We start from the raw sequence: 23,589 nt of genomic DNA on the forward strand, positions 1-23,589 counted from the left end.
ACCAACAGCTTGCCCTGCCGCACGGTAACGGTGCAAAAAACGCCCAAGTTAACCTTCAGGCCCTGGCAGAGCCCTCGCTCACCGGGCTCAATTCAATTAACAAAACAGTAACAAACTGACTTTTTCGTTGCGCAACGCCTGATGGCCTGGTAATTGCATTTACTTATTCAGGGGCGTGACCTTGCGGAAGAACTGGCAAATTTTGGCCAAAACCGGCTGGAGCCTACAAGGTTATCTTCGGCGAAAAAGTTCATTGCATACCAAAAAGCCCCCCTAGAGCCGCCAAACGACCGGTAGCGGCCATTTTTCAATTTTTTAGCCTGAGCCGCGATTAAGGTAATCAGCACAGCATTTGCCACACCCGGGAGAGACACCGCTTGCTGCGGTCAACGTTATCCATACGTGAATATCGGTCTTGGAGGAGATGCCAAATGTTAAGCTTACGGGCGGTAAACCAATATTATGGACAACAGCATACGCTGTGGGATGTCAGCCTTGAGTTGCCTCGTGGGCAATGCACCCTGTTGCTTGGCCGTAATGGGGTGGGCAAAACCACGCTGATCAATTGCATCATGGGACACCTGCCGATCGTCAGCGGCAGTATGACCTGGCAGTTGGCGGATGAGCCACCGCAAAACCTGTTGCCACAGCCGGTAGAAAACCGGGCATTACTGGGCATTGGTTACGTGCCACAAGGGCGGCAAATCTTTTCCCAACTGAGCGTAGAAGAGAACCTGCAGGTAGCCTTGCTGGCCGGGCGTGGCAAGGTCCGCCGTATGCCCCCTATTATTTACAATCTGTTCCCACGGCTGCAGGCGATGCGTATGCGCCGTGCGGGCGACCTGTGCCAAAGTGAACAACAGCAGTTGGCGTTAGGCCGCGCTCTGATGCTGGAACCGGAACTGCTGATCCTGGATGAACCCACCGCCGGTATGTCACCTTCCCTGGCGACGGAGATCGGCCTGGTGCTCCGTAAGCTGAATCAGGAGCTGGGCATGACCATTTTGCTGGTTGAGCACCAACTCCCCTTTGCCCGCCATCTGGCTGACCGCTTCTGTCTGATGGATAAAGGCCGTAACGTGGCCAATGGCACGCTGGGGCAGTTGGATGAGGGGCTGATTGATGCCTATCTGACGGACTGATTCTGGCCCCTCCGTGGGCCATCAGGTTAAGGGTTCAACCTGGTTAAATCGAGATACTGTCCCAATGCCTGCTGCTCTACCTGCGGTAAATGTGGGATCTCGCCCAACAGGGGCGCGGGCAATAGGCGGCAAAGAGTGGCAAGGTACTCTTGATGTCGTTTTCCCGGCGGGGTGACGTCATTGGCGATCCAGCCTGCCAGGGTCAGACCTGACTGTTGGATCGCCAGCGCAGTCAATAGAGCATGATTGATGCAGCCCAGTTTGATGCCCACCACCAGGATCACCGGCAGTTGCTCCTGCTGCACCCAGTCGGCAAAGGTTTCATGCTCAGAAAGCGGGGTAAACCAACCGCCTGCGCCCTCGACTAAAAGCCAGTCTGCACGTTGCTCAAGATGACGTAAACCGGTGGAAAGCCGTGTCAGCGAGATGGGCCGCCCTTCGGCCTGGCTGACGATATGCGGCGAGGTCGGTTCTGCAAAGGTGTAAGGGTTCACTACGGCGTAATCCAGCGCTACACTGCTGTTTCTCTGCAGTGCCAACGCATCGCTGTTACGTAACCCTTCATCGGTCATCTCACTGCCTGACGCTACCGGTTTATAACCAGCACAGCGCCATCCTGCCGCGCGGGCGGCCTGTAGCAAGGCACTGCTGGCCACGGTTTTGCCCACTTCGGTGTCGGTTCCGGTGACGAACCAGCGCTTAATCACGATAAATCACTCCATAAGCCAGATGATAACTGAGAGGAAACTGCCCATCCCGGCAAGGATAAGCAGCCTGCAACGCGGCAAGCCGTTGGCGTGAAAGCAGGCCAGCCTCGCGCCCTTGATGCAGGTGAGTCGCACCGATGCCCTTTAGCGATCGCATCAGCGTCATCACGTCGGGATAATTAAGCGTTTGCCAATCTGCCGTAAGCTGGTGCCGGTAGGGATGACAGGCGGCAGAGATGTGAGCTGGCGGCAGGAAGTTATTAACATGACGCTCACCATCGACTTGCTGCCAGGCGTCGCCTAACTCGTGTAAAGCCCCTTCAGCCAAAGTAGAAAACAGGATCAGTCCGCCGGGCCGCGTCACCCGATACAACTCTGCCAGCGCAAGAGGCAGATCGCTGCACCACTGCACCACCAGGCTGCTAAAACAGATATCCACCGAGGCGGTCGGCAAAGGGATGTGTTCGATATCCCCCAGCAGATAGCGATCCGCCGCTTGCTGCTGACGGGCAAAAGCCAGCATCCCCGGAGCCAAATCCAGTGCGCTGACCTGCTTGCCCAGCTCGCGCCAACGACGGCTGAAATACCCCGTGCCGCAACCGGCATCCAATACCTGCTGGCCTGGATGAGACAGCCCCATCCCCAGTAAGCGTTCACCAACCTCCCGTTGCAGCACCGCTGCGGTATCGTAGCTCGCCGCTGCCCGGCTGAAGGCCGCCGCCACCGCCTGCTTGTTCACCGTATCAATGGCAGACGTCATACAGTACCTCCAGCAAGCGATCGATATCCTGTGGCTGGTGGGCCGCAGTGAGCGTAATGCGTAACCGTGCGCCCCCCGGCGGTACCGTAGGCGGACGGATGGCGCTGACCCACAATCCCTGCTCTCGCAGGCGCTGCGCCAAATCCAGCGCCTGTTGGTTATCCCCCACCAGCAACGGTTGGATAGCGGTATCCGACGCGGTTAGCGTTAACGGCAGACCCACCACTCCGGCACGAAAATGCTGAATGTGTTTTTGCAGCCGACTACGTAATTCATCCCCTTGCTGAATACAGCTTAACGCCGCTTGCAAGGCACAGGCTTGAGCGGGCGGCATCGCGGTGCTGTAAATCAGATGACGGGCGAATTGCAGCAGATACTCAGCCAACGGTTCATCGCAGAGGATCGCCGCACCGCTGACGCCGAATGCTTTGCCAAAGGTGACGACCAACACCTCTGGGCGTACACCTTGCTGCCAGCAACTGCCGCGCCCTTGCTCGCCACGAACACCAATGCCGTGCGCATCATCCACCATCAGCCAGGCCCCCGCCTGCTGCGTCAACCGCTGTAGTTCGGCCAACGGTGCGCTATCGCCGTCCATGCTGAACACCCCTTCGGTGATCGCCAACTGTTGGCCTGCACAGGTTTTTTGCAGCAAGGTGGCCAACGCCTGGGGCTGGTTATGGCGAAAACGCCGCAGTTGCGCCGGTGAGTGAGTGGCCGCTTCCAATATAGAAGCGTGGCTGAGCTTATCCGCCAAGATGCGATCGTCGGCCTGCATCAGGGCAGCAAGCAATGCCTGATTGGCCGCATAGCCGGAAATAAACAATAGCGCACGCGGGTAGCCGAGCCACTCCGCCAGTTGCTGCTCCAGCTCATGATGAGCATGGCAAAAACCGGTAACGTGGCCGGAACCGCCACTGCCAACACCGTACCGTTGTGCACCCTGCTGCCAGGCGGCGATCACCTCAGGATGTTGGCTCAGGCCCAGATAGTCGTTACCGGAAAAATTCACATAGCGCTGGCCGTCAAGTTGCAGATAACGGCCATTGCCGCCTTGATTCACTTGACGTTGTCGATAAGCGGCTGCTCCTCGCCGCTCCTCCAGCGCCTGTTCGATCCGTTGCTGCCAGCTCATTACAGCGCCGCGTTGTAGAATTCAGCGGTATCGGCGTGCAGCAACTGCTCGGTCAGCACCTGCTGCTGCTGATTGTCACCCTGTTCGGTGGCAGTTTGCTGCGGATTCAGGCCCAGCTTACGGAACAATTGCAGATCCTTGTCCTCTTCCGGGTTGGGCGTGGTTAACAGCTTGCAGCCATAGAAGATGGAGTTGGCTCCGGCCATAAAGCACATCGCCTGAGTCTGCTCGCTCATCTGTTCACGGCCTGCCGAAAGGCGGACATAGGACGTTGGCATCATGATGCGGGCAATGGCAATGGTGCGGATAAAGTCGAACGGATCGACGTCGTCATTATCGGCCAATGGCGTACCTTTCACCTTTACCAGCATATTGATCGGCACGCTTTCCGGCGGCTTGGGCAGATTGGCCAATTGCACCAACAGCCCAGCGCGATCACGTACCGTTTCGCCCAGCCCGACAATCCCACCGGAGCAGACTTTGATCCCAGCGTTACGCACCTTATCCAAGGTATCCAGGCGTTCCTGATAGCTGCGGGTAGTGATGATGTTGCCGTAAAATTCCGGCGAGGTGTCCAGGTTATGGTTGTAATAATCCAGCCCCGCTTCGGCCAGCCGTTCGGCCTGCGCACCATCCAGCGTGCCCAGCGTCATGCAGGTTTCCATCCCCATCGCCTTGACGCCCTGCACCATCTGTTGCAGATAAGGCATATCGCGCTCGTGCGGGTTTTTCCAGGCGGCTCCCATACAGAAACGGCTGGAACCGGCCGCTTTAGCCTTGCGCGCCGATTCCAGCACCTGTTCCACCTGCATCAGCCGTTCGGATTCCAGGCCAGTTTTATAGCGCGAGCTTTGCGGGCAGTACTTACAGTCTTCCGGGCAGGCACCGGTTTTGATCGACAGCAGTGTGCTGACCTGCACCTGTTGCGGATCAAAATGTTGGCGATGAACGGTTTGTGCCTCAAACAGCAGTTCGAGTAAGGGTTTGTCAAACAGGGCCTGGGCTTGCCCCACTGTCCAGCGAATGCGATCGGCCATTTACGGCGTCTCCAAAAGGGAAAAAAGTGTCGTCAGTGTAAAGTTTGCGATTATACTGTCAACCATTCTATTAAAATTTGGTTTACGGTTAATGTCTGTTTCTCCCTGCGATATTGAATTCGATCGACGCCACATCTGGCACCCTTACACCTCCATGGCCCAACCCTTGCCTTGCTATCCGGTGGTATCCGCCAACGGCGTCGAGCTGCAACTGGACGATGGCCGCCTGCTGGTGGATGGCATGTCTTCCTGGTGGGCGGCGATCCACGGTTACAATCATCCGCACCTGAATCAGGCAGCCGTGCAACAGTTGGAGAAAATGTCGCACGTGATGTTCGGCGGCATCACTCATCCCGCCGCTATTGAACTGTGCCGCAAGCTGGTAGCTATGACGCCGGAGGCTTTGCAGTGCGTATTCCTGGCAGATTCTGGCTCGGTGGCGGTTGAAGTGGCGTTAAAAATGGCGCTGCAATATTGGCAGGCCCGTGGCGAACGGCGGCAGCGGATCCTGACCTTACGCCACGGCTATCATGGCGATACCTTTGGCGCGATGTCGGTCTGCGATCCAGATAACTCCATGCACAGCCTGTATCAGGGCTATTTGGCCACCCATCTGTTTGCTACCGCACCGCAGTGTCGTTTTGACCAGCCTTGGGACGAACAGGACATTGTCCCGTTTGCCGAATTACTGGAGCAGCACGCCGGGGAAATAGCCGCCGTGATCCTGGAGCCGGTGGTGCAAGGAGCCGGTGGGATGCGCATCTATCATCCAACCTATCTGCAACGCGTGCGGGAACTGTGCGATCGCTACCAGATCCTGCTGATCGCCGACGAGATCGCCACCGGTTTTGGCCGCACCGGCAAACTGTTTGCCTGTGAACATGCCGACGTGGTGCCGGATATTCTCTGCCTGGGCAAAGCGCTAACCGGTGGCTATATGACCCTTTCAGCCACCCTGACCACGCGCCACATTGCAGAAACGATCAGTAACGGGGCCGCAGGCTGCTTTATGCATGGTCCAACCTTTATGGGTAACCCGCTGGCCTGTGCCGTCGCCTGCGCCAGCCTGTCCTTGCTGGAGGAAAATCGCTGGCAACATCAGGTCGCCGCCATTGAAGCACAGCTTAAACAGCAGCTCTTACCGCTGGTAGTTTCACCCAAAGTGGCCGACGTGCGGGTGCTTGGGGCAATTGGCGTGGTGGAAATGTATCAGCCGGTGGATGTGGCGTTGCTGCAACGCGGATTTGTCGAACGCGGCGTGTGGATCAGGCCCTTCGGTAAACTGATTTACCTGATGCCGCCTTATATTATCACGCCAGAACAGCTCACCCGGCTAACGGGAGCGATCGCCGCGGCGGTGGAGTAACGGTTTTAAGGTTGTATTGTGTCGGCAAACCGATCTAGCTTAGGGGTTCGGTATTTCAGACAACTGGGAGTCATTATGGCTTTTCGTTTGTACAGCAACGATCTGCAAGACGGCGCAAAAATGCCTGAACGGCAGGTATTTAACGGTATGGGCTACCACGGGGATAACCTCTCCCCTCATCTGGCCTGGGAAGATGCACCTGCGGGCACCAAGAGCTTTGCCATCACGGTTTACGATCCCGATGCCCCTACTGGCTCCGGCTGGTGGCACTGGGTGGTGGCCAATATCCCGGCAAACGTGCATGAACTGCCACAAGGTGCGGGTTCCGGCAAACCGGGGCTACCGGCTGGCGCAGTGCAAACCCGTACCGATTTTGGAAAGGCAGGCTATGGTGGCGCGGCTCCGCCGCAGGGTGAAAGCCATCGTTATCAGTTCACCGTGCATGCGTTGGACGTGGAAAGCATTCCAGTGGACGCAGAGGCGAGCGGCGCAATGGTCGGTTTTAACATCCACTTCCATAGCCTTGGCAAAGCGACGTTGACGGTAAAATACAGCTGAGAAACCTTGAGGGGCGAAGCACTTCGCCCCATTTTTTAACCCACTATTTTGCCAGCACGCTCACCCACATTGGGCCTTTCCCCACCGGGTAACGCGCCACGTCCGTCAGCTCACCGCTGTCTTGGTCAATCTGATGCACACCGATATGGCCAGATTTCTGCCCTGCCGCAATCACGAAGCGACCGCTGTGATCAATATTGAAACCACGCGGCTGTTCTTCTGTGGCATGGTGGCCAACCACCGCAATCTTGCCGCCGTCTTCCGAGACGCTGAATACGGTCAGGATGCTGGCGGTGCGATCGCTGGTATACAGGAAACGGCCGTTTGGCGTGAGGTGGATATCCGCCGCCCAACGGGTGCCGGTGAAATCGGCAGGCATCATGTCCAGGCTTTGCACCAGCGTATATTTGCCACCGTTGGCTTCGATGGCGAACACGTCCACCGTGCCATCCAGTTCATTGACGCAGTAAGCGAATTTATCGTTGCCATGGAATGCCATATGGCGCGGGCCTGCTCCGCTTGCCGTCGCTACGGCTTCTTGGCCGTGTGGCGTCAGTTGGCCCTGCTGGCTCAGATTAAACAGGCGGATGCGGTCCTCTTTCAAGCACGGCACCAGCAGCAATTGATTGGTAGGGTCAATATTGGCCGAATGCGGCGCGGTCAGGCCATCGATCTGCTGGGTAGGCGCCAGCACTACGCCATCATGGCCAATCGGGCTGATGCTGGCACAGTTGCCGCTGTAAGACGCCGAGAACAGATAACGCCCCTGCAAATCGGTGGAAATATGGGTTGGGCTGCCTGGCAAAGGTGCCATCCCTGCCTCATGCAACGTGCCATCTTCCGCGATACGGTAGCTGACAATGCCAAACGCCGGGCGTACCCCAACATACAGATGGGTGTTATCCGGATGGATCGCCATCGGCTGTACCTGCCCCGCCACCTCGACCGTTTGTAGCAGTGCCAGTGCGCCCTTGTCGTCTAACTGCCATACGTGGATCTGCTGGCTCTCCGGGCTGGCGACATAAACGATTTGCTTCATTTGCTCTCCTTAATGAGAAAGGGTAACCGGTTTCAGTTTGTTCTAGCTTACGCGACATTTGTGACATGGCAACCCTAGGCTGCGTCCCTCAACGCGGTTTTATCGAATGGTTATCCGGTGTACCATCGAGGTAATTTTGTTGCTAACTATAATGAGACCGCTATGAGCTACCGTGTTATTGCCCTCGATTTAGACGGCACTTTGCTAGACAACCAGAAACGTATCTTACCGCAGTCGCTGGCCGCGCTGGAGGAAGCCCGTGCCGCCGGAGTGAAAGTCGTGGTGGTCACCGGCCGCCATCACGTAGCTATTCACCCGTTCTATCAGGCGCTGCAAATCGATACGCCAGCCATTTGTTGTAACGGCACCTATCTGTATGACTTCCAGCAGAAAAAGGTACTGGCCTCCGATCCGCTGGCAAAAGAGCAGGCCAAGCAGGTACTGCAACTGCTCAAGCAAAACGATATTCACGGCCTGATGTATGTGGACGACGCCATGCTGTATCAGGAGACAAGCGGTCATGTGATCCGTTCGCTGGCTTGGTCAGAGACTTTGCCGGTAGCCCAGCGCCCAACGTTGTTGCAGGTCAACAGCCTGATGCAGGCGGCGGATGACGCGCAGGCCATCTGGAAGTTTGCCACTTCACATAGCGATCTCCCGGCGCTGCGCAGCTTTGCCGAAATGGTAGAAAAAGAGCTGGGCCTGGCCTGCGAATGGTCCTGGCACGATCAGGTGGACATTGCCAAAGGCGGCAACAGCAAGGGCAAACGCCTGCAGCAGTGGGTGGAGTCACAGGGGTTGAGCATGGATCAGGTGGTCGCCTTTGGTGACAACTACAACGACCTGAGCATGCTGGAAGCCGTTGGGCTGGGCGTTGCCATGGGGAATGCCGATAATGCCATCAAGGAACGTGCGGATCTGGTGATTGCCGATCACCTGCAGCCGGGGATTGCCGAAGTGATCCGTTCTCGCGTGCTGAATTAGCAAGATACCCCTCACCCTAACCCTCTCCCACAGGGAGAGGGAACCGATCGAGTTGGACTGAAAGTATCGTGATTCTTCATGAGCACCGGCAGATTCAGCTTGGTTGAAGGGGCGATCGAGTTTGCTGAGGTGACCTCTTTATTTCCAAAAGAGCAGGGGCTAATAGCTCCCTCTCCTTTTTGGGAACCGATCGAGTTTGCTGAGGTGACCTCTTTACTTCCAAAAGAGCAGGGGCTAATAGCTCCCTCTCCCTGTGGGAGAGGGTTGGGGTGAGGGGCCATCGCGGCTGATCGACACGCTCTTGACCTGTGCATACAGCCACTGGCCGGGCCTGATAGCCAGATCGTCACGAGCCCATGGGGTGATCCGCGCCCAGAGAATGTTTTCCCCGACCGTCAGCTTCACCTCAACCTGCCCTGCTACATCGAGACACTCCACCACCTTGGCGGGCAGAATATTACGGATGCTGCTGTTGGCTGGCGGTTGCAACACTAAAGAAACGTCGGCGGCGTTGATACGAATACGCATTTGGCTGCCCACCGGCGCTTCAATACCGCCGACCCACAGCCGCTGATCGCCCAGTGCCAGCGCGGTCATGGCATAGCGTGGGTGATGCTCAATCACGCTCACACTCAACACGCTGCTCTGATCTTCACGCTGTAGCCAAGGCCGCAGCGCGCTGCTGGCCCAAACCTCCTCCAACCCACCGTACGCCCGCACCTGGCCGTGATCCAACACCATCACCTGCTCTGCAAGGCGCAAGATCTCGTCCATGCTGTGGCTGACATAGAGGATGGGGATGTTGACGTCCTGCGCCAGCCGTTCCAGATACGGCAGCAGTTCACGCTTGCGCGGCATATCGAGCGAGGCCAGCGGTTCATCCATCAGCAACAGTTCCGGCGCGGTCAGCAGCGCCCGACCAATCGCGACGCGCTGTTTCTCACCGCCGGACAGGGTCAAAGGCAAGCGGTTCAGCAAGGGCGCAATTCCTAACAGCTCGACAATGCTGTCAAACTGGCCGCGCATACTGGCCGCCATACCGTATTGCAGATTGCCGCGTACGCGATAATGCGGGAACAGGCGCGCATCCTGGAAAACATAGCCAACCCGGCGTTTTTCCGGTGGCAAACAGACACCGCTGGCGGTATCCACCAGCGTGCGGCCATTCAGCACAATACGCCCCTGCTGCACCAGCGTCAGGCCACCGATGGCATTGATCAAGGAGGTTTTACCGGCCCCGGAAAGCCCGAAGATCGCCGTGATCCCCTGAGCCGGCAGATTAGCCTGCACATTGAGATTGAGATCGCCAAGCTGCTGGGAGAAATCCAGTTCTAACATCTATAAGCCCATACGCTTGCGGCCCCAGCGGGCCAGCCATTCAGAAACCATCAGGGCAGCCAGTGCCAACACGATGGCAATCACGCACAAACGCGCCGCCGCCGCCTCGGCCCCTGGCGTTTCGATCAGGGTGTACATTGCCAGCGGGATGGTACGGGTTTCACCAGGGATATTGGAAACAAAGGTGATAGTAGCGCCAAACTCGCCCAAAGAGCGGGCAAAGGCCAGCACCACGCCAACGATCACACCGGGCAGCGAAAGCGGTAAGGTGATGGTGAAAAACACCCGCCACGGATTGGCGCCCAAGGTGCGGGCTGCCTGTTCCAAACGGGTATCCACCGCTTCCAGCGACATGCGGATAGCCCGCACCATCAGCGGGAATGCCACCACCGCCGAAGCCAAGGCAGCACCACGCCAGCTGAAACTGAAGCTGAAACCAAACCAGTTGTAAAGCCATTCGCCAATGAAGCCGCGCCGCCCCATGGCGATCAGCAGCAGATAGCCCACCACCACCGGTGGCAGGACTAACGGCAGATGAATAATGCTATCCAACAACGATTTACCGGGAAAATTGCAGCGAACCAGGATCCAGGCCATCAAAATACCCAGCGGCAAACTGCAGATCACCGCCAGGCTGGACACTTTCAGGCTCAGTTCAACCGCCTGCCACTCATACTCACTTAATATCATTTACGCGGGGTGAATCCATAACGTTCGAAGATAGCCGCAGCGGCCGGAGTCTTCAGGTAATCGTAGAAAGCCGTCACGGCTGGCGTCTGGTGATCTTTAACGATGGCCATTGGATACTCAACCGGCTTGTGGCTGTCTTCCGGGAAGATGGCAATCACTTTGACCTTGTCGCTGGCCACGGCGTCAGAGCCGTAAACGATGCCCAACGGGGCTTCTTCACGCTCAACCATTGCCATGGCGCTACGCACATTATTAGCCCGCGCCAGCTGAGGTTCCAGCGTGGTCCATGCCCCCAGGTTCTGCAACGCTTCTTTGGCGTAGATGCCCGCAGGTACATGATCCGGATCGCCTACGGACAGGCGGCCACCGTTGAGCAATTTGGCCCAGTCGGTTTGCTTGTTGATAGTGATTTTATCTTGTTTGGCTGCTTTGGCGGCGATCAGCACCAGTTCGTTTCCCAACAGGGTATAACGGGTGTCTTTCACCATCTGCTGCTTATCGATGGCGTAATCCATCCATTGCTGATCGGCAGAGATAAACATGTCCGCAGGCGCCCCTTGCTCAATCTGGCGTGCCAGCGTTGAGGAGGAAGCAAAAGAGGAGACGACTTCGACGTCTTTGCCTTTCTGGTATTCGGTGGCGATATCTTGTAAGGCGTTGGTCAGCGAAGCCGCGGCAAACACGGTGATTTTCTCTGCCGCAGAAACCTGTGCCACTAGCCCGCAAGCCAATGCCACACCGCCAACCCAGTTAATCCATTGCTGTTTCATTGTTTTCTCCGCAAGTTAACTCTCATCACATCGCTATGTAAAAAATAATATAACGCAGCGAGAACGATTGTCATGCGGTTTATCGGCAAAGCGAGAGATAACTTGAGAAATACCCGCCAAGAGAGCTCAGCGGGCATTTGGGAGGGGGATTAGCTGCGGTTTTCTTTAGGATGGCCAACTTTGGAGAAGATGTTAAACACCTCGCCCAAGCCATAAATCAAGCCTAAAATAATGGCCATCACTACCGGCACCATTACCACGGCAAACAACAGACTTTTCAATAATTCTAACATCGTAGCCTCACTTGACTGCTTTAAACCGCTGCGTAGGTTTCACTGTAAACCAAAACGCAGGCGAAAACGCGGTTATTTTACCGACTGCGGGAAATTTGTAACCGGCTAAACGTGCTCAGTTGGCGCTTTGCGGCAAATCGGCGACAATAGCCTGACTTACTGCCTTATAAGGACCCATCATGCAGGCCGAGATCCTCCTTACCTTAAAGCTGCAGCAGAAACTGTTCGCTGACCCACGCCGCATCGCGCTGCTCAAGCAAGTGGTGCATACCGGCTCGATCAGCCAGGGAGCCAAGCTGGCGGGGATCAGCTACAAAAGCGCCTGGGATGCCATCAATGAGATGAATCAACTGGCCGAGCAAACGGTGGTCGAACGCGCTACCGGCGGCAAAGGCGGCGGCGGTGCGCAGGTGACCCGTTATGGCCTGCGGCTGATCCAACTTTACGATCTGCTGGGCCAAATTCAGCAGAAGGCCTTTGACGTGTTACAGCAGGACAATTTGCCGTTGGACAGCCTGTTGGCCGCCATCGCCCGTTTCTCGTTGCAAACCAGCGCCCGCAACCAGTTTTTCGGCACCGTGATTGAACGCGACCACCAGCAGGTCCAACAGCATATCAGCCTGCTGCTGGCCGACGGCCACACCCGCCTGACCGCTGCCGTCACTCAGCAAAGCGCCGACCGGCTACAGTTGACGCCAGGCAAAGAGGTGTTGGCCCTGATTAAAGCGCCTTGGGTGAAACTCAGTACCGATCCGGCGTCGAACGGCCTGGCCGATAACGCGTTGGCAGGTTCCGTTGCCAGCATTCAGCCTGGCAGCGATCACAGTGAGGTTCTGGTGACGCTCAACGGCGGAGAAACGCTGTGCGCCACCGTCAGCAACCAGGAACTGGCGCAGTTAAAACTGAGCGTCGGCACGCCGATACACGCCTTGTTCAACGCCGATCGGGTGATTGTCGCGACGTTGTGTTAAACGCAACGTCACGTTGCAGTATTGCCGATTGACATCTTTTCCGCTTGCGCCTATTTCTAAAGCGAAACATTGCAGAATAGGGATTAGAAGATGTCGTCGTTGCACATTTCGCAAGGTTCATTTCGTTTAAGCGATACCCGCACGCTGGAGCTGGATCGGCTTGATATTCAGTCCGGTGATAGCTGGGCGTTCGTCGGGGCTAACGGCAGTGGGAAATCTGCGCTAGCCCGGGCGCTGGCCGGTGAGCTGACGTTGCTGAAAGGCGAACGCCACAGTGATTTTCGCCACGTAGTACGGATCTCCTTTGAGCAGTTGCAAAAGCTGGTCAGCGATGAATGGCAGCGCAACAATACCGATCTGCTCAGCGCGGACGAAGACGATACCGGCCGCACCACGGCGGAAATCATTCAGGAAGATCTCAACGATCCCGCTCGCTGCGCGCAGTTGGCCGAGCAGTTTGGCATCACGCCCCTGCTTACGCGCCGTTTCAAATATCTCTCTACCGGTGAGACCCGCAAAACCCTGCTATGTCGCGCCCTGATGGCCCAACCCGATTTATTGATCCTCGATGAGCCGTTCGACGGGCTGGACGTCAATTCGCGCGCCCAGCTCGCCACCCTGCTTGGCGAGCTATCACAGCAGGGCTATACCGTGGTCCTGGTGCTCAACCGGTTTGATGAAATCCCAGGCTTCATTGAGCAGGTCGGCGTGCTGGCCGATTGCACCCTCACCAGCCAGGGGCCACGGCAACAGGTGATGGCCGATGCGCTGGTCGCCCAACTGGCACACAGTGAAAACCTCAACGGCCTGGCGCTGCCAGAAACCGAAGATCCCACCCAGGTCATCAGGCTGCCGGACGATCGGCCACTGATCGTTCTACGTGATGGCGTAGTAAGCTATAACGATCGCCCCATCCTCAACCAACTCAGTTGGCAAGTTAATCCCGGTGAACACTGGCAGATCGTGGGCCCGAACGGGGCGGGAAAATCCACCCTGCTCAGCCTGATCACCGGCGATCATCCGCAAGGCTACAGCAACGATCTGACGCTGTTTGGCCGCCGACGCGGCAGCGGGGAAACCATCTGGGATATCAAACGCCATATCGGCTACGTCAGCAGTAGCCTGCATCTGGACTACCGGGTCAGCTCCAGCGTACGTAACGTGATCCTGTCCGGCTTCTTTGATTCGATCGGCATTTATCAGGCGGTTTCCGATCGCCAACATCAGTTGACCTCACAATGGTTGGCGCTGCTCGGGCTTGGCGCTATGGGCGATACCCCCTTCCATAGCCTGTCCTGGGGCCAGCAACGCCTGGCGCTGATCGCCCGGGCGTTAGTCAAACATCCGGCGCTGTTGATCCTCGATGAGCCACTGCAAGGCCTGGATCCGCTAAACCGCCAGTTGGTAAGGCGCTTCGTGGATGTGCTGATCCAGCAGGGCTCGACGCAGTTGCTGTTTGTTTCACACCACGCAGAAGATGCGCCGCAATGCATCACCCACCGTTTCTCCTTCATTCCTGAAGGCGATGGTTACCGCTATCAGCAAGACGTTCTGGCTTAACATACTCGGGATGAGTGCTACAGCGCTCATCCTGGGGACATATCCGGCAACACTTCCTCCACAACGCATCACATTTGGCCTTTTATCATTAAAGGGTACAGAGACGTTTTTGGAGAAGGTATGTCCGCCGCGTTGATTATTATTGACCTGATTGAAGATCTGGCTGGCCCTAAAGGGCGGGCGAATCACTGCCGCGAACACATCGTAACGCGTGATGTGATCGCGCACGTCAATGCTGCTGCGGCCTACGCTCGGGTGCGTAAAATCCCGGTGATTTGGTTACGCACCGGTTTTGCCGACAATTACCACGATATTCCCCGACACTCGCCGCTGTTCAATCAGCTCAAACATATCGGTGCGCTGCGCTTAAGTAACGGGGGATGTCATTGGCTGGCCGGTCTGGAGGTAAAAACCGAGGATTTGTGCCTGGAAAAGAAAGGGCTTAGCGCCTTTGCCGGTAACAATTTGTTAACCTGGTTACAGCAGCATCGCTGCCACCACCTGCTATTGGGCGGGATCAGCACCCCGCTAGCCATTGAGAGCACCGCCCGGCAGGCGCACGATGCGGGCTTACAGGTAACGGTGCTACAAGATCTGTGCGCCGCCCCAACGGAAGAGATCCACCAGCAAAGCCTGGAGACCTTGCAGAACCTTGGGGAGGTTATGCGTTCACAAGCCTGGATGAAGGGTTAAAACCGTTTGCGCACGATTAACTACTGTCCCGACCTTTAAATTCACCCTGTTGTGCTACTATCCCAATTAGTGCTCGTTTAACCAGACATTAACACGCCGGATTTCCGGCATTGAGCGCCGTGTATCTATTTAAAGGGATAGCTATTATGTGGGGCGTACTTTCGGCTTCGTTGTTTTTTTTGCCATTTAACCGGCTGATTGCCTCGGTAGTATTGGCTGCGGCCGCCGCAATGGGGGTTTACCATCATATCCTGATGCCCGTCGGGCTGGGTTATCTGGCGGTTATCGCCATTGCCATCTGGCTTCATCAGCACTATCGCCAACAGCGCAGCATCGCGCTAGCGCTGGAAGTGTTTTTAGTCGCCTGCTCAATCGCACTGTTTTATCACCTGATACCGGGCTTCAATAACCAATTGATGGTCGATCAGGACAAAGTGGGCCCGATGAGCTCGCTGTATTCCATGTATTACAACTTCGATAAGGCACTGGTGCCCTTTCTGCTGTTAGCCTGCCTGCCAACGCTGTTTAACGCTGGCAAGCCTGACAAGCAAGTCGGCGTCAGCGCCTGGCTGATCCTGGTGCTCTGCATCCCTGCGGTGCTGCTGTTGGCGGTGGCGCTCGGTGGGTTGAAAGTTGAGCTGCACCTGCCCTCCTGGATCCTGGCTTTCATCATGGCCAACCTGTTTTTTGTTTCGATGGCCGAAGAAGCGCTGTTCCGTGGCTATTTGCAGCAGCGTCTGCGCCAGTGGCTGGGAGCCTATCCGGCACTGATTATCACCGCTCTGCTGTTTGGTGCCGCCCACTTTGCCGGTGGCATGTTGATGGTGGCATTTGCCACGCTGGCGGGGGTGATTTATGGCCTGGCCTGGATGTGGAGCGGCCGCCTGTGGGTGCCCATTCTCTTCCACTTTGGGCTAAATCTGGTCCATTTGCTGTTCTTTACCTACCCGGCTTACCAATATTAGTCCCTCTCAAGGCCGGTAGATTTCTCTGCCGGCCTGCGTTGTGTAATCGCTACCACTTAACCCACCCTGTTGTCTTCCCTACCTCAACCGTATTAAAGCCTCAATCGATGTAAGCGATTCCATTTTTCGCGCTAGATCACCTTTTTCTCACCGCGAGCATGCTATCTTCTAGCCATTATTTTCCAAAATGCACTCGGCTAAGTCGGTCACGCAGCAAGTGAAAGCGATTACAATTAGCCCCGTTGCGAGATAAAGGAAGCGCAATGCCTGATTTCAATCCTATCGATCATCCACATCGCCGTTTTAATCCTCTTACCGGGCAATGGGTGCTGGTCTCCCCGCACCGAGCAAAACGCCCGTGGCAGGGCCAGCAGGAATCCCCCGCTCAGGAAACACTGCCAGCCCACGATCCCGACTGCTTCCTTTGCCCTGGCAACACGCGCGTGACCGGTGATAAAAACCCTGACTATCCGGGCACCTACGTGTTCACCAATGATTTTGCCGCCCTGATGCAAGATACCCCGCAGGCGCCAGAAAGTGACGATCCACTAATGCGTTGCCAAAGCGCCCGTGGCACCAGCCGGGTGATCTGCTTTTCCCCCGATCACAGTAAAACGCTACCGCAGCTGACGCTACCCGCGCTGGAACAGGTGATCGCCGCCTGGCAGGAACAGACCGCCGATCTGGGGCGCAGCTATCCCTGGGTGCAGGTGTTTGAAAATAAAGGGGCCGCGATGGGCTGTTCCAATCCTCACCCACACGGACAGGTATGGGCCAACAGCTTCCTACCGAATGAAGCCGAACGAGAAGATCGCCTGCAACAGGAGTATTTCAGCCAGCATCAGTCCCCCATGCTGGTGGACTATGTTCAGCGCGAGCAGGCAGACGGCAGCCGTACGGTGGTGGAAACCGAGCACTGGCTGGCGGTTGTCCCTTACTGGGCTGCCTGGCCGTTTGAAACGCTGCTGCTGCCAAAAGCGCCGGTACAACGACTGACCGAGCTTAGTGCAGCACAAAGCCGCGATCTGGCCATCGCGCTGAAGAAACTCACCAGCCGCTATGACAACCTGTTCCAATGCTCTTTCCCTTATTCCATGGGCTGGCACGGCGCCCCCTTCAACCAGGCCGATAACCGCCACTGGCAACTGCATGCCCACTTCTACCCGCCGTTACTGCGCAGCGCCACGGTACGCAAATTTATGGTGGGTTATGAAATGCTGGCGGAAACCCAACGCGACCTGACCGCAGAACAGGCCGCTGAACGCCTGCGTGCGGTCAGTGATATCCATTACCGCGAAGCCGGAGTGAAATAATGAGTCTGAAGCAACTTACCCAAACCCTGTTTACCGAACACTTTGGCTACGCACCCACCCTGACGATCCAGGCGCCGGGCCGAGTCAATCTGATCGGCGAGCACACCGATTACAACGACGGCTTCGTCCTGCCCTGCGCCATTGATTATCAAACCGTGATCAGCGGGGCTCCACGTAACGATCGCCAGATCCGCGTATTGGCCGCCGATTACGACAACCAGCAGGATCAGTTTTCGCTGGATGAGCCGATCGTCAGCCACGCCAATCTGCGCTGGGCCGATTATGTACGCGGCGTGGTGAAACATCTGCAGACCCGCGATGCCAATTTTGGCGGTGCCGATCTGGTGATCAGCGGCAACGTCCCGCAGGGCGCTGGGCTTAGCTCTTCAGCCTCACTGGAAGTGGCTGTCGGACAGGTGTTGCAGGCACTTTATCAACTGCCGCTGGACGGCGTAGCACTGGCGTTGAATGGCCAGGAAGCGGAAAACCAGTTTGTCGGCTGCAACTGCGGCATTATGGATCAGCTGATTTCTGCGTTAGGCAAGAAAGATCACGCCCTGCTGATTGACTGCCGAACTCTGGAAACGCGCGCGGTGCCGATGCCAGCCGATGTCGCGGTGGTGATTATCAACTCCAACGTTAAGCGCGGCCTGGTCGACAGCGAATACAACACCCGCCGGCAACAGTGCGAAGCAGCGGCTCGCTTCTTCGGCGTCAAGGCGCTGCGCGACGTCAGCCCGGATCTGTTTTTCCCGATCCTGCATGAGCTGGATCCGATCGTGGCCAAACGGGCACGCCATGTGATCACCGAAAACGATCGTACCTTGGCCGCTGCCGATGCCTTGGCCGCTGGCAACCTGAAGCTGATGGGCAAACTGATGGCGGAATCGCACGCGTCGATGCGTGATGACTTTGCCATCACCGTGCCCCCTATCGATACGCTGGTCGAGATTGTTAAAGAGGTCATTGGCGAACGTGGCGGTGTGCGCATGACCGGAGGGGGCTTCGGGGGTTGCATCGTGGCCCTGATGCCGCAGGATCTGGTAGAGTCAGTACGTACGGCGGTAGCTCGCGAATATCCACTGCGGACCAACGGCCTGCAAGAAACCTTCTACGTCTGCAAAGCTTCACAAGGATCCGGTCTATGCTGAGTGATAACTCCGCCGTTGCCCCAGACGGCCAGCCCTTTATTCTCACCACCCTGAAAAATGCCGCAGGAATGACGGTCACGTTTATGGATTGGGGCGCAACCTGGCTTTCCGCCGTGCTGCCCTTGAAATCAGGGGAACAACGTGAGCTGCTGCTGGGGTGCCAAACTCCGCAAGACTATCTGCACCAAGGGGCCTATCTGGGGGCCACAGTCGGGCGCTATGCCAACCGTATTGCACATGCCAGCCTGAACATCGCTGGCAAGCCACACCCGCTGATCGCCAATCAAGGGGAGCATCAACTGCACGGCGGGCCAAACGGCTTCCACGCTCGCCGCTGGCAGATTGTGAAGCAGGATGAGCAGCAGGTGATTTATCAGCTCCATTCGCCAGATGGCGACCAGGGCTTCCCTGGCAACCTTTCCGTGACGCTGACTTATCGACTAACCGCCGATCACCGGCTGGAAATTGAGTATCAGGCACAGACCGATCGCGCCTGCCCGGTCAATCTGACCAACCATGCTTATTTCAATCTGGATGGCGCAGGCCACGACGCCCGACAACAGCGCTTGCAGCTGTTCGCCGACCGTTATCTGCCCGTGGATGGCGATGGCATTCCCAGTGCCGATCTGACGGCCGTTGCCGGTACCGGGATGGATTTCCGCCAGCCGAAAACCCTGCAGCAAGATTTATTGCGCGACCGCGATCAGCAACGGGTGAAGGGTTACGACCATGCTTACCTGTTGCACGATACCTGCCACGGGTTGGCAAGCCCGGCGGCTCACCTGTGGTCTGCCGATGGCAAGGTCGCGATGACGGTGTTCACCACCGCGCCAGCACTCCAGCTTTACAGCGGTAATTATCTGGGTGGCACACCGGCACGCGACGGCGGTAGTTACCAAAATTATGCAGGCGTGGCGCTGGAAAGCGAGTTCCTGCCGGACAGCCCGAACCACCCCGAATGGCCACAGCCGGATTGTTGGCTACAGCCTGGTCAGCGTTATCAGAGCGCAACGCACTATCAGCTTATTCCTATCTGAGCCGCCACGCCCCTTGTCATGCGGTAAGGGGCGTGATTGTTATAATTGCTTACATTGCACCCCCAGGCCGTTACCTTTCCTTATTGCCAACCCCGCACTAGAATCAGGCTACCGTGGTATGCACAAGCCCGTGAGTGATATCACAATTTTCGGCCAGTTGGCCGTTCAATAGCTGAAGGAACACCTAATGCGTCTGATCACTGCACTTCCATTACTGGCAGGTTTACTGCTGAGCACCAACCTGATGGCTGCCGACACCGCAGCAAAAACGCCTTCTCCGGCGCAGGCTGCCCAGCAAAAACGCATGACCGATTGTAATCAACAGGCTACCACCCAATCGCTGAAAGGTTCTGACCGTACCACCTTCATGAGCACCTGCCTGAAGGCCGAAGGCCACCATACCGAGAAGGCCCTGACGCCGCAGCAGCAGAAGATGAAAGACTGTAATGCCGACGCTGCTAAAAAGAGCCTCAAGGGTGACGAACGCAAAACCTTTATGAGTGGCTGCCTGAAAAAAACCGCCTGATCGCCTTAACGCCGTGGCGCGGGTGAATAGCTCTCATTCGCGCCCTGTTACCAGCCTGAACGATTCAGCTCTTTCCTTCGCGCCCCTCTTACCTTGCAGCCAAAAATTGGCTATGGTTAACACTATGCCCATGGCAGTAAGGGTTAGATAATGTCGCACGTCGTACGAAACCCTCGACTTTTAGTGGATATATTCACGGGTATATCGATTGCCGAGTGAGTAGCAGCAGAATATAATGATATTCGTTATCATTAAACCTTCAGATTATTAAGGAGTTAAGCTATGGCTGTAACTAAGCTGGTTCTGGTGCGCCACGGCGAAAGCCAGTGGAACAACGAAAACCGCTTCACCGGTTGGTATGATGTCGATCTGTCCGACAAAGGCCGTACCGAAGCAAAAGCAGCGGGCAAGCTGTTGAAAGACGAAGGGTTCTCTTTCGATTTCGCTTACACCTCCGTACTGAAGCGTGCTATCCACACTCTGTGGAACATTCTGGACGAATTGGACCAGGCTTGGCTGCCTACCGAAAAGTCCTGGAAGCTGAACGAACGCCACTATGGCGCGTTGCAGGGTCTGAACAAGGCTGAAACCGCAGAAAAATACGGTGACGAGCAGGTCAAGCAATGGCGTCGCGGCTTCGCAGTCACACCACCAGAGCTGACCAAAGAAGATGAGCGCTACCCTGGCCACGATCCGCGTTATTCAGCGCTGAGCGATAAAGAGTTGCCGCTGACCGAAAGCCTGGCGTTGACCATCGATCGCGTTATCCCTTACTGGGACGAAGAGATCCTGCCACGCATCAAAAGCGGCGAACGCGTGATCGTCGCGGCTCACGGTAACTCCCTGCGTGCGCTGGTGAAATATCTGGATAACCTGAGCGAAGACGAGATCCTCGAGCTGAATATCCCAACCGGCGTGCCGTTGGTGTATGAGTTTGATGAGAACTTCAAGCCAATCAAACGTTACTACCTGGGTAATGCCGATGAGATCGCAGCCAAAGCTGCAGCCGTCGCCAACCAGGGTAAAGCGAAGTAAGTTTTCGCCCCTGAAAAGCAACAAGCCCCCGGTGTTGAGCCGGGGGCTTTTTTTATTGATCTTTGATCCTGGCCGCTTCGATAGCCTGCAAACGCGCCTGCATCTCTGGATGGGTGCTTAACCATTCCGGAACTTCTACTGCCACGGTTGACGTGCTTGCCGCCTGTTGCAATGCGCGGTAAAGATCTTCCATCGCCAATAACGAACGCCCCTGGCGCTGCATTTCTGCGATTGCCCAGTCGTCTGCCTCACTCTCCACGCTGCGGGAGAACTGCATTTCATGCACAAATGAGGCTGATTGCAGCAAGGTATCGCCGATGCCGCTGACATCGCCTGTCATCCACATAAACGTCAGTGCCACCAGGGATGAACGCACCACCATACGCATGGGATGACGGTACGCATGGTGCCCCATTTCATGGAGCATCACCGCTGCCAGGCCGTCGTCATTGGTTGCCAACTTGGCCAGATCGTCGGTGATCACCAAAGTCCCATCAGGTAACATGAACGCATTGGCAACCTCTGGCACCGCCAGCAATTTCAACGTGAGCGGAGTGCGCTCTTGCCGCATCTGCTCCGGCATCACCTGTAAGAACAGCTTCTGTATCGCTTGCTGTTTCTCAGCGGGCAATTGCGATGGCTTGAAGCCACTGGTTTGCAGGAAATCGAGCGTATGCTTACCCAGCTTCTGTTCGGCCACGGTAGGAATACGCATGGCGATTTCACTGCTCGCCCAAGGAAGAACCAGGAAAACATAGGCCAGGGTCAACAGAACGGTTAGCAACAACGTCAGCAACACGCCACGCTTATATCGCTCTAAGCGGTGCACCAGCCCCGGTGAACGACGTTGATAAAACCACTGGCGGAATGACGCATCATCGGCAGGCACAAACCGGCCTCCGTCTGGGAAGGTCAGGGTCAGCGGAATGCGGCCCAATGACTCGGAAACGGTAATTTGCGCTAAAGAAAAATAGCGATGTTCGCCATCATATTGCAGTGTTACTCCATCGCCCATATCGTTTAACAGCAGCCGGGCCGCCTGTTGGGCGGCCCGGCCAGGGCACTGATAGTGGCCTTCAAGGATCATCAGTCTTTACTCAAAAACTGGTGCCTAAATCGAGCGCCTGTACGGCTTCTTCTGCGATAGCGGTATTCGCCGTATCGTGATGAGCCTGTACCGACAACAGCGACAGATCGCCTTCAACCTGAGTGGACTCAGCAATATAGCGAGCATGACGGACGTGGGCCACCGGAGCTGCAAGGCCCAATGAGAAGACGGTGATCAGGCTGTTGGTGATCAACAGTCCCATATACGGCAGAGTCTGCATGGAAGAACGCAGTTTAACTTCACCTTGCAAGGTGGTTTGGTTAAACACGTAGTTACGCTGAGCGACAACCATATAACTGCTGGAAACCATCACACCTAACAACAGCACCAACATCATCAAGAACAGGCTACCAATATTACTTGCCATCTGGGCTTGTAACATTGCATCGGACATACCGCCAAACAGCGCCATTTGGAATAAGCTGACAAGGAACGAGCCAACCAATACCAAGGCGATGACCAGGAATGGCAAGAAGATCAGCAGGCTGAACAGTGCAATCTTAATAAACTCTGCTTTCTTGAATTGGGCTACAAATGGTGAAGTGCCAAAACGCAGGTTGTTCACATACAGATCATGTTGCAGGGTGGCCAGGATACCATTGATAGCGGCCAGCATCGGCACAAACAGGATGACCGTGATAGCTGCCAGCACAACGATCGCAGTCGGGCTGCCCAGACTGCTGCCAATCACCCCCAATACAATCATAACCGCATACAGACCAATCACTAGCAGTATCGGGCAGAACAGTAATACCCAGTAAGCGCGCCCGGTCTGGCATAAGTAATTGAAGCGAACACCACGATAGCTAGACATAATAGCGTTATAACGCCAGCTACGGATTATAATCCAAGGGATCAACGCCAGGAGTGCCAGCATGGCAATCATGCCAAGCAACGGGTTGATAAATAGAAGAATATAGAACAGGATCACAGCGCCGATCACCAGCAGACGGCCCTTGAGGATTTGCATTGGCTGCGCGTGATAATCAAAGCGGTCGCCATTCAGTTCTGTATTGCCATAAAAATAACGACGGCGACGCACCGTTGCCCAGGCTGAGTATATCCCCAACGTAATAGCCGTCAGTAATATGTTAACCAGCCAGATTGCGAAATACTCCCCACCCGTACCACGAAAATAAATTTGATGCCGAGAACTATTGTTTTCCATCAGCTATTCATCCTGAAATTAAAGTCATTCACCATAATGCCCTTATTTTTATATTGGGTATTTTGGTTGTAAAAAACGCATCATCATAATCATACCGCGCGGTAAGAGCAAATTGTGTCTGACTAGTAACAGTTGCGCAAGATGAAAACCGCGGCGGGCCAAAATAAGATGTTTCCTGGAAATAAAAAGTATGGCCGGTAACACCAACTTATTATCATCACAAAAGGCACAGCAGAACGAGGA

24 protein-coding genes are annotated in these 23,589 nt (G+C 56.0%); 13 read left to right on the forward strand and 11 right to left on the reverse strand.

The genetic code is table 11. From position 1 onward, the window contains the following. Positions 1-431: 431 nt before the first annotated feature. Positions 432-1,142 carry an ABC transporter ATP-binding protein gene (locus N6G83_RS23490; protein ID WP_024530549.1) on the forward strand — a complete coding sequence of 237 codons (711 nt, stop codon included), beginning with the start codon at positions 432-434 and terminating at the stop codon, positions 1,140-1,142. Positions 1,143-1,168: 26 nt separating this feature from the next. Here N6G83_RS23490 and bioD read toward each other — a convergent pair whose 3' ends face one another. The 4 genes from bioD to bioB are packed head-to-tail and all read right to left on the reverse strand — an operon-like array spanning position 1,169 to position 4,781. Beyond that, positions 1,169-1,849, reverse strand: coding sequence for a dethiobiotin synthase (gene bioD / locus N6G83_RS23495; protein ID WP_074027962.1), 681 nt, complete (start codon positions 1,847-1,849; stop codon positions 1,169-1,171). After that, positions 1,842-2,609: a malonyl-ACP O-methyltransferase BioC gene (bioC, locus tag N6G83_RS23500; protein WP_024530547.1), complete on the reverse strand. Its 768-nt coding sequence runs from the start codon at positions 2,607-2,609 to the stop codon at positions 1,842-1,844. The genes bioD and bioC overlap by 8 nt, the downstream gene beginning before the upstream one ends. Then, on the reverse strand, positions 2,593-3,744 hold the full coding sequence (gene bioF / locus N6G83_RS23505; RefSeq protein ID WP_211136474.1) for an 8-amino-7-oxononanoate synthase: 1,152 nt from the start codon (positions 3,742-3,744) through the stop codon (positions 2,593-2,595). The genes bioC and bioF overlap by 17 nt, the downstream gene beginning before the upstream one ends. Continuing rightward, the gene (bioB, locus tag N6G83_RS23510; RefSeq protein ID WP_024530545.1) at positions 3,744-4,781 is read right to left on the reverse strand and encodes a biotin synthase BioB; all 1,038 of its coding nucleotides are present in this window, start codon (positions 4,779-4,781) and stop codon (positions 3,744-3,746) included. Before bioB ends, bioF begins: the two co-directional genes overlap by 1 nt. A 91-nt stretch (positions 4,782-4,872) precedes the next feature. Here bioB and bioA point away from each other — a divergent pair, with 91 nt between their 5' ends. Next, positions 4,873-6,147: an adenosylmethionine--8-amino-7-oxononanoate transaminase gene (gene bioA / locus N6G83_RS23515; RefSeq protein WP_211136473.1), complete on the forward strand. Its 1,275-nt coding sequence runs from the start codon at positions 4,873-4,875 to the stop codon at positions 6,145-6,147. Between the two features lie 75 nt (positions 6,148-6,222). Continuing rightward, a complete protein-coding gene (locus N6G83_RS23520; RefSeq protein WP_024530543.1) occupies positions 6,223-6,705 on the forward strand; it encodes a kinase inhibitor in 483 nt (160 codons plus the stop codon). 43 nt (positions 6,706-6,748) lie between these two features. On the opposite strand, the gene pgl is transcribed toward N6G83_RS23520, so the two are convergent. Then, positions 6,749-7,744, reverse strand: coding sequence for a 6-phosphogluconolactonase (gene pgl / locus N6G83_RS23525; protein WP_211136472.1), 996 nt, complete (start codon positions 7,742-7,744; stop codon positions 6,749-6,751). A 162-nt stretch (positions 7,745-7,906) separates the two neighbouring features. Here pgl and N6G83_RS23530 point away from each other — a divergent pair, with 162 nt between their 5' ends. Continuing rightward, a complete protein-coding gene (locus tag N6G83_RS23530) occupies positions 7,907-8,728 on the forward strand; it encodes a pyridoxal phosphatase (protein ID WP_074027957.1) in 822 nt (273 codons plus the stop codon). 234 nt (positions 8,729-8,962) lie between these two features. Here N6G83_RS23530 and modC read toward each other — a convergent pair whose 3' ends face one another. The 4 genes from modC to N6G83_RS23550 form a co-directional block, all read right to left on the reverse strand. Beyond that, on the reverse strand, positions 8,963-10,066 hold the full coding sequence (gene modC / locus N6G83_RS23535; RefSeq protein ID WP_024530540.1) for a molybdenum ABC transporter ATP-binding protein ModC: 1,104 nt from the start codon (positions 10,064-10,066) through the stop codon (positions 8,963-8,965). Beyond that, complete coding sequence (gene modB / locus N6G83_RS23540) at positions 10,067-10,756, reverse strand: molybdate ABC transporter permease subunit (protein ID WP_024483123.1); 690 nt, start codon at positions 10,754-10,756, stop codon at positions 10,067-10,069. Next, positions 10,753-11,526 (reverse strand): molybdate ABC transporter substrate-binding protein, encoded by a 774-nt coding sequence (gene modA / locus N6G83_RS23545; RefSeq protein ID WP_065686457.1) that lies wholly within the window; start codon positions 11,524-11,526, stop codon positions 10,753-10,755. Before modA ends, modB begins: the two co-directional genes overlap by 4 nt. A gap of 149 nt (positions 11,527-11,675) precedes the next feature. After that, a complete protein-coding gene (locus N6G83_RS23550) occupies positions 11,676-11,819 on the reverse strand; it encodes an AcrZ family multidrug efflux pump-associated protein (RefSeq protein WP_021180335.1) in 144 nt (47 codons plus the stop codon). A gap of 179 nt (positions 11,820-11,998) precedes the next feature. On the opposite strand from N6G83_RS23550, the gene modE reads away from it, so the two are divergent. The 9 genes from modE to gpmA all read left to right on the forward strand — a co-directional run bounded on the left by modE (position 11,999) and on the right by gpmA (position 21,070). Continuing rightward, positions 11,999-12,790, forward strand: a complete 792-nt coding sequence (gene modE / locus N6G83_RS23555) for a molybdenum-dependent transcriptional regulator (RefSeq protein WP_024530538.1) — start codon at positions 11,999-12,001, stop codon at positions 12,788-12,790. Positions 12,791-12,880: 90 nt separating this feature from the next. Further along, complete coding sequence (gene modF / locus N6G83_RS23560) at positions 12,881-14,350, forward strand: molybdate ABC transporter ATP-binding protein ModF (protein ID WP_199063556.1); 1,470 nt, start codon at positions 12,881-12,883, stop codon at positions 14,348-14,350. A 120-nt stretch (positions 14,351-14,470) separates the two neighbouring features. Beyond that, positions 14,471-15,043 carry a cysteine hydrolase family protein gene (locus tag N6G83_RS23565; protein ID WP_074027954.1) on the forward strand — a complete coding sequence of 191 codons (573 nt, stop codon included), beginning with the start codon at positions 14,471-14,473 and terminating at the stop codon, positions 15,041-15,043. A 146-nt stretch (positions 15,044-15,189) separates the two neighbouring features. Then, complete coding sequence (locus N6G83_RS23570) at positions 15,190-16,008, forward strand: CPBP family intramembrane glutamic endopeptidase (RefSeq protein WP_024530535.1); 819 nt, start codon at positions 15,190-15,192, stop codon at positions 16,006-16,008. A gap of 263 nt (positions 16,009-16,271) precedes the next feature. After that, positions 16,272-17,321, forward strand: coding sequence for a galactose-1-phosphate uridylyltransferase (galT, locus tag N6G83_RS23575; RefSeq protein WP_074027953.1), 1,050 nt, complete (start codon positions 16,272-16,274; stop codon positions 17,319-17,321). After that, positions 17,318-18,472, forward strand: a complete 1,155-nt coding sequence (gene galK, locus N6G83_RS23580; RefSeq protein ID WP_211136724.1) for a galactokinase — start codon at positions 17,318-17,320, stop codon at positions 18,470-18,472. The genes galT and galK overlap by 4 nt, the downstream gene beginning before the upstream one ends. Continuing rightward, positions 18,466-19,509, forward strand: coding sequence for a galactose-1-epimerase (gene galM, locus N6G83_RS23585; protein WP_074027951.1), 1,044 nt, complete (start codon positions 18,466-18,468; stop codon positions 19,507-19,509). Before galK ends, galM begins: the two co-directional genes overlap by 7 nt. A 187-nt stretch (positions 19,510-19,696) precedes the next feature. Next, the gene (locus N6G83_RS23590) at positions 19,697-20,035 is read left to right on the forward strand and encodes a PsiF family protein (RefSeq protein ID WP_024530531.1); all 339 of its coding nucleotides are present in this window, start codon (positions 19,697-19,699) and stop codon (positions 20,033-20,035) included. A 282-nt stretch (positions 20,036-20,317) separates the two neighbouring features. Continuing rightward, positions 20,318-21,070 (forward strand): 2,3-diphosphoglycerate-dependent phosphoglycerate mutase, encoded by a 753-nt coding sequence (gene gpmA, locus N6G83_RS23595; protein ID WP_024483132.1) that lies wholly within the window; start codon positions 20,318-20,320, stop codon positions 21,068-21,070. 52 nt (positions 21,071-21,122) lie between these two features. Here the strand turns inward: gpmA and N6G83_RS23600 are convergent, their stop codons facing one another. After that, entirely contained in the window at positions 21,123-22,157 is a 1,035-nt protein-coding gene (locus tag N6G83_RS23600) for a M48 family metallopeptidase (RefSeq protein ID WP_211136722.1), read from the reverse strand. 10 nt (positions 22,158-22,167) lie between these two features. After that, positions 22,168-23,346: a YjgN family protein gene (locus N6G83_RS23605; RefSeq protein ID WP_037435425.1), complete on the reverse strand. Its 1,179-nt coding sequence runs from the start codon at positions 23,344-23,346 to the stop codon at positions 22,168-22,170. Between the last annotated feature and the right edge of the window lie 243 nt (positions 23,347-23,589).

Source organism: Serratia sp. PL7, assembly GCF_945957435.1.

Bases quoted from the DNA above. Each gene is read 5' to 3' on its own strand.
- galM (WP_074027951.1), top strand. From the start codon at position 18,466: ATGCTGAGTGATAACTCCGCCGTTGCCCCAGACGGCCAGCCCTTTATT.
- modC (WP_024530540.1), bottom strand. From the start codon at position 10,066: ATGTTAGAACTGGATTTCTCCCAGCAGCTTGGCGATCTCAATCTCAAT.
- bioA (WP_211136473.1), top strand. From the start codon at position 4,873: ATGTCTGTTTCTCCCTGCGATATTGAATTCGATCGACGCCACATCTGG.
- bioC (WP_024530547.1), bottom strand. From the start codon at position 2,609: ATGACGTCTGCCATTGATACGGTGAACAAGCAGGCGGTGGCGGCGGCC.
- N6G83_RS23605 (WP_037435425.1), bottom strand. From the start codon at position 23,346: ATGGAAAACAATAGTTCTCGGCATCAAATTTATTTTCGTGGTACGGGT.
- pgl (WP_211136472.1), bottom strand. From the start codon at position 7,744: ATGAAGCAAATCGTTTATGTCGCCAGCCCGGAGAGCCAGCAGATCCAC.
- galT (WP_074027953.1), top strand. From the start codon at position 16,272: ATGCCTGATTTCAATCCTATCGATCATCCACATCGCCGTTTTAATCCT.
- N6G83_RS23550 (WP_021180335.1), bottom strand. From the start codon at position 11,819: ATGTTAGAATTATTGAAAAGTCTGTTGTTTGCCGTGGTAATGGTGCCG.
- modF (WP_199063556.1), top strand. From the start codon at position 12,881: ATGTCGTCGTTGCACATTTCGCAAGGTTCATTTCGTTTAAGCGATACC.
- gpmA (WP_024483132.1), top strand. From the start codon at position 20,318: ATGGCTGTAACTAAGCTGGTTCTGGTGCGCCACGGCGAAAGCCAGTGG.
- modE (WP_024530538.1), top strand. From the start codon at position 11,999: ATGCAGGCCGAGATCCTCCTTACCTTAAAGCTGCAGCAGAAACTGTTC.
- N6G83_RS23570 (WP_024530535.1), top strand. From the start codon at position 15,190: ATGTGGGGCGTACTTTCGGCTTCGTTGTTTTTTTTGCCATTTAACCGG.
- N6G83_RS23600 (WP_211136722.1), bottom strand. From the start codon at position 22,157: ATGATCCTTGAAGGCCACTATCAGTGCCCTGGCCGGGCCGCCCAACAG.
- N6G83_RS23520 (WP_024530543.1), top strand. From the start codon at position 6,223: ATGGCTTTTCGTTTGTACAGCAACGATCTGCAAGACGGCGCAAAAATG.
- bioB (WP_024530545.1), bottom strand. From the start codon at position 4,781: ATGGCCGATCGCATTCGCTGGACAGTGGGGCAAGCCCAGGCCCTGTTT.
- N6G83_RS23590 (WP_024530531.1), top strand. From the start codon at position 19,697: ATGCGTCTGATCACTGCACTTCCATTACTGGCAGGTTTACTGCTGAGC.
- modB (WP_024483123.1), bottom strand. From the start codon at position 10,756: ATGATATTAAGTGAGTATGAGTGGCAGGCGGTTGAACTGAGCCTGAAA.
- bioF (WP_211136474.1), bottom strand. From the start codon at position 3,744: ATGAGCTGGCAGCAACGGATCGAACAGGCGCTGGAGGAGCGGCGAGGA.
- N6G83_RS23490 (WP_024530549.1), top strand. From the start codon at position 432: ATGTTAAGCTTACGGGCGGTAAACCAATATTATGGACAACAGCATACG.
- modA (WP_065686457.1), bottom strand. From the start codon at position 11,526: ATGAAACAGCAATGGATTAACTGGGTTGGCGGTGTGGCATTGGCTTGC.
- N6G83_RS23530 (WP_074027957.1), top strand. From the start codon at position 7,907: ATGAGCTACCGTGTTATTGCCCTCGATTTAGACGGCACTTTGCTAGAC.
- N6G83_RS23565 (WP_074027954.1), top strand. From the start codon at position 14,471: ATGTCCGCCGCGTTGATTATTATTGACCTGATTGAAGATCTGGCTGGC.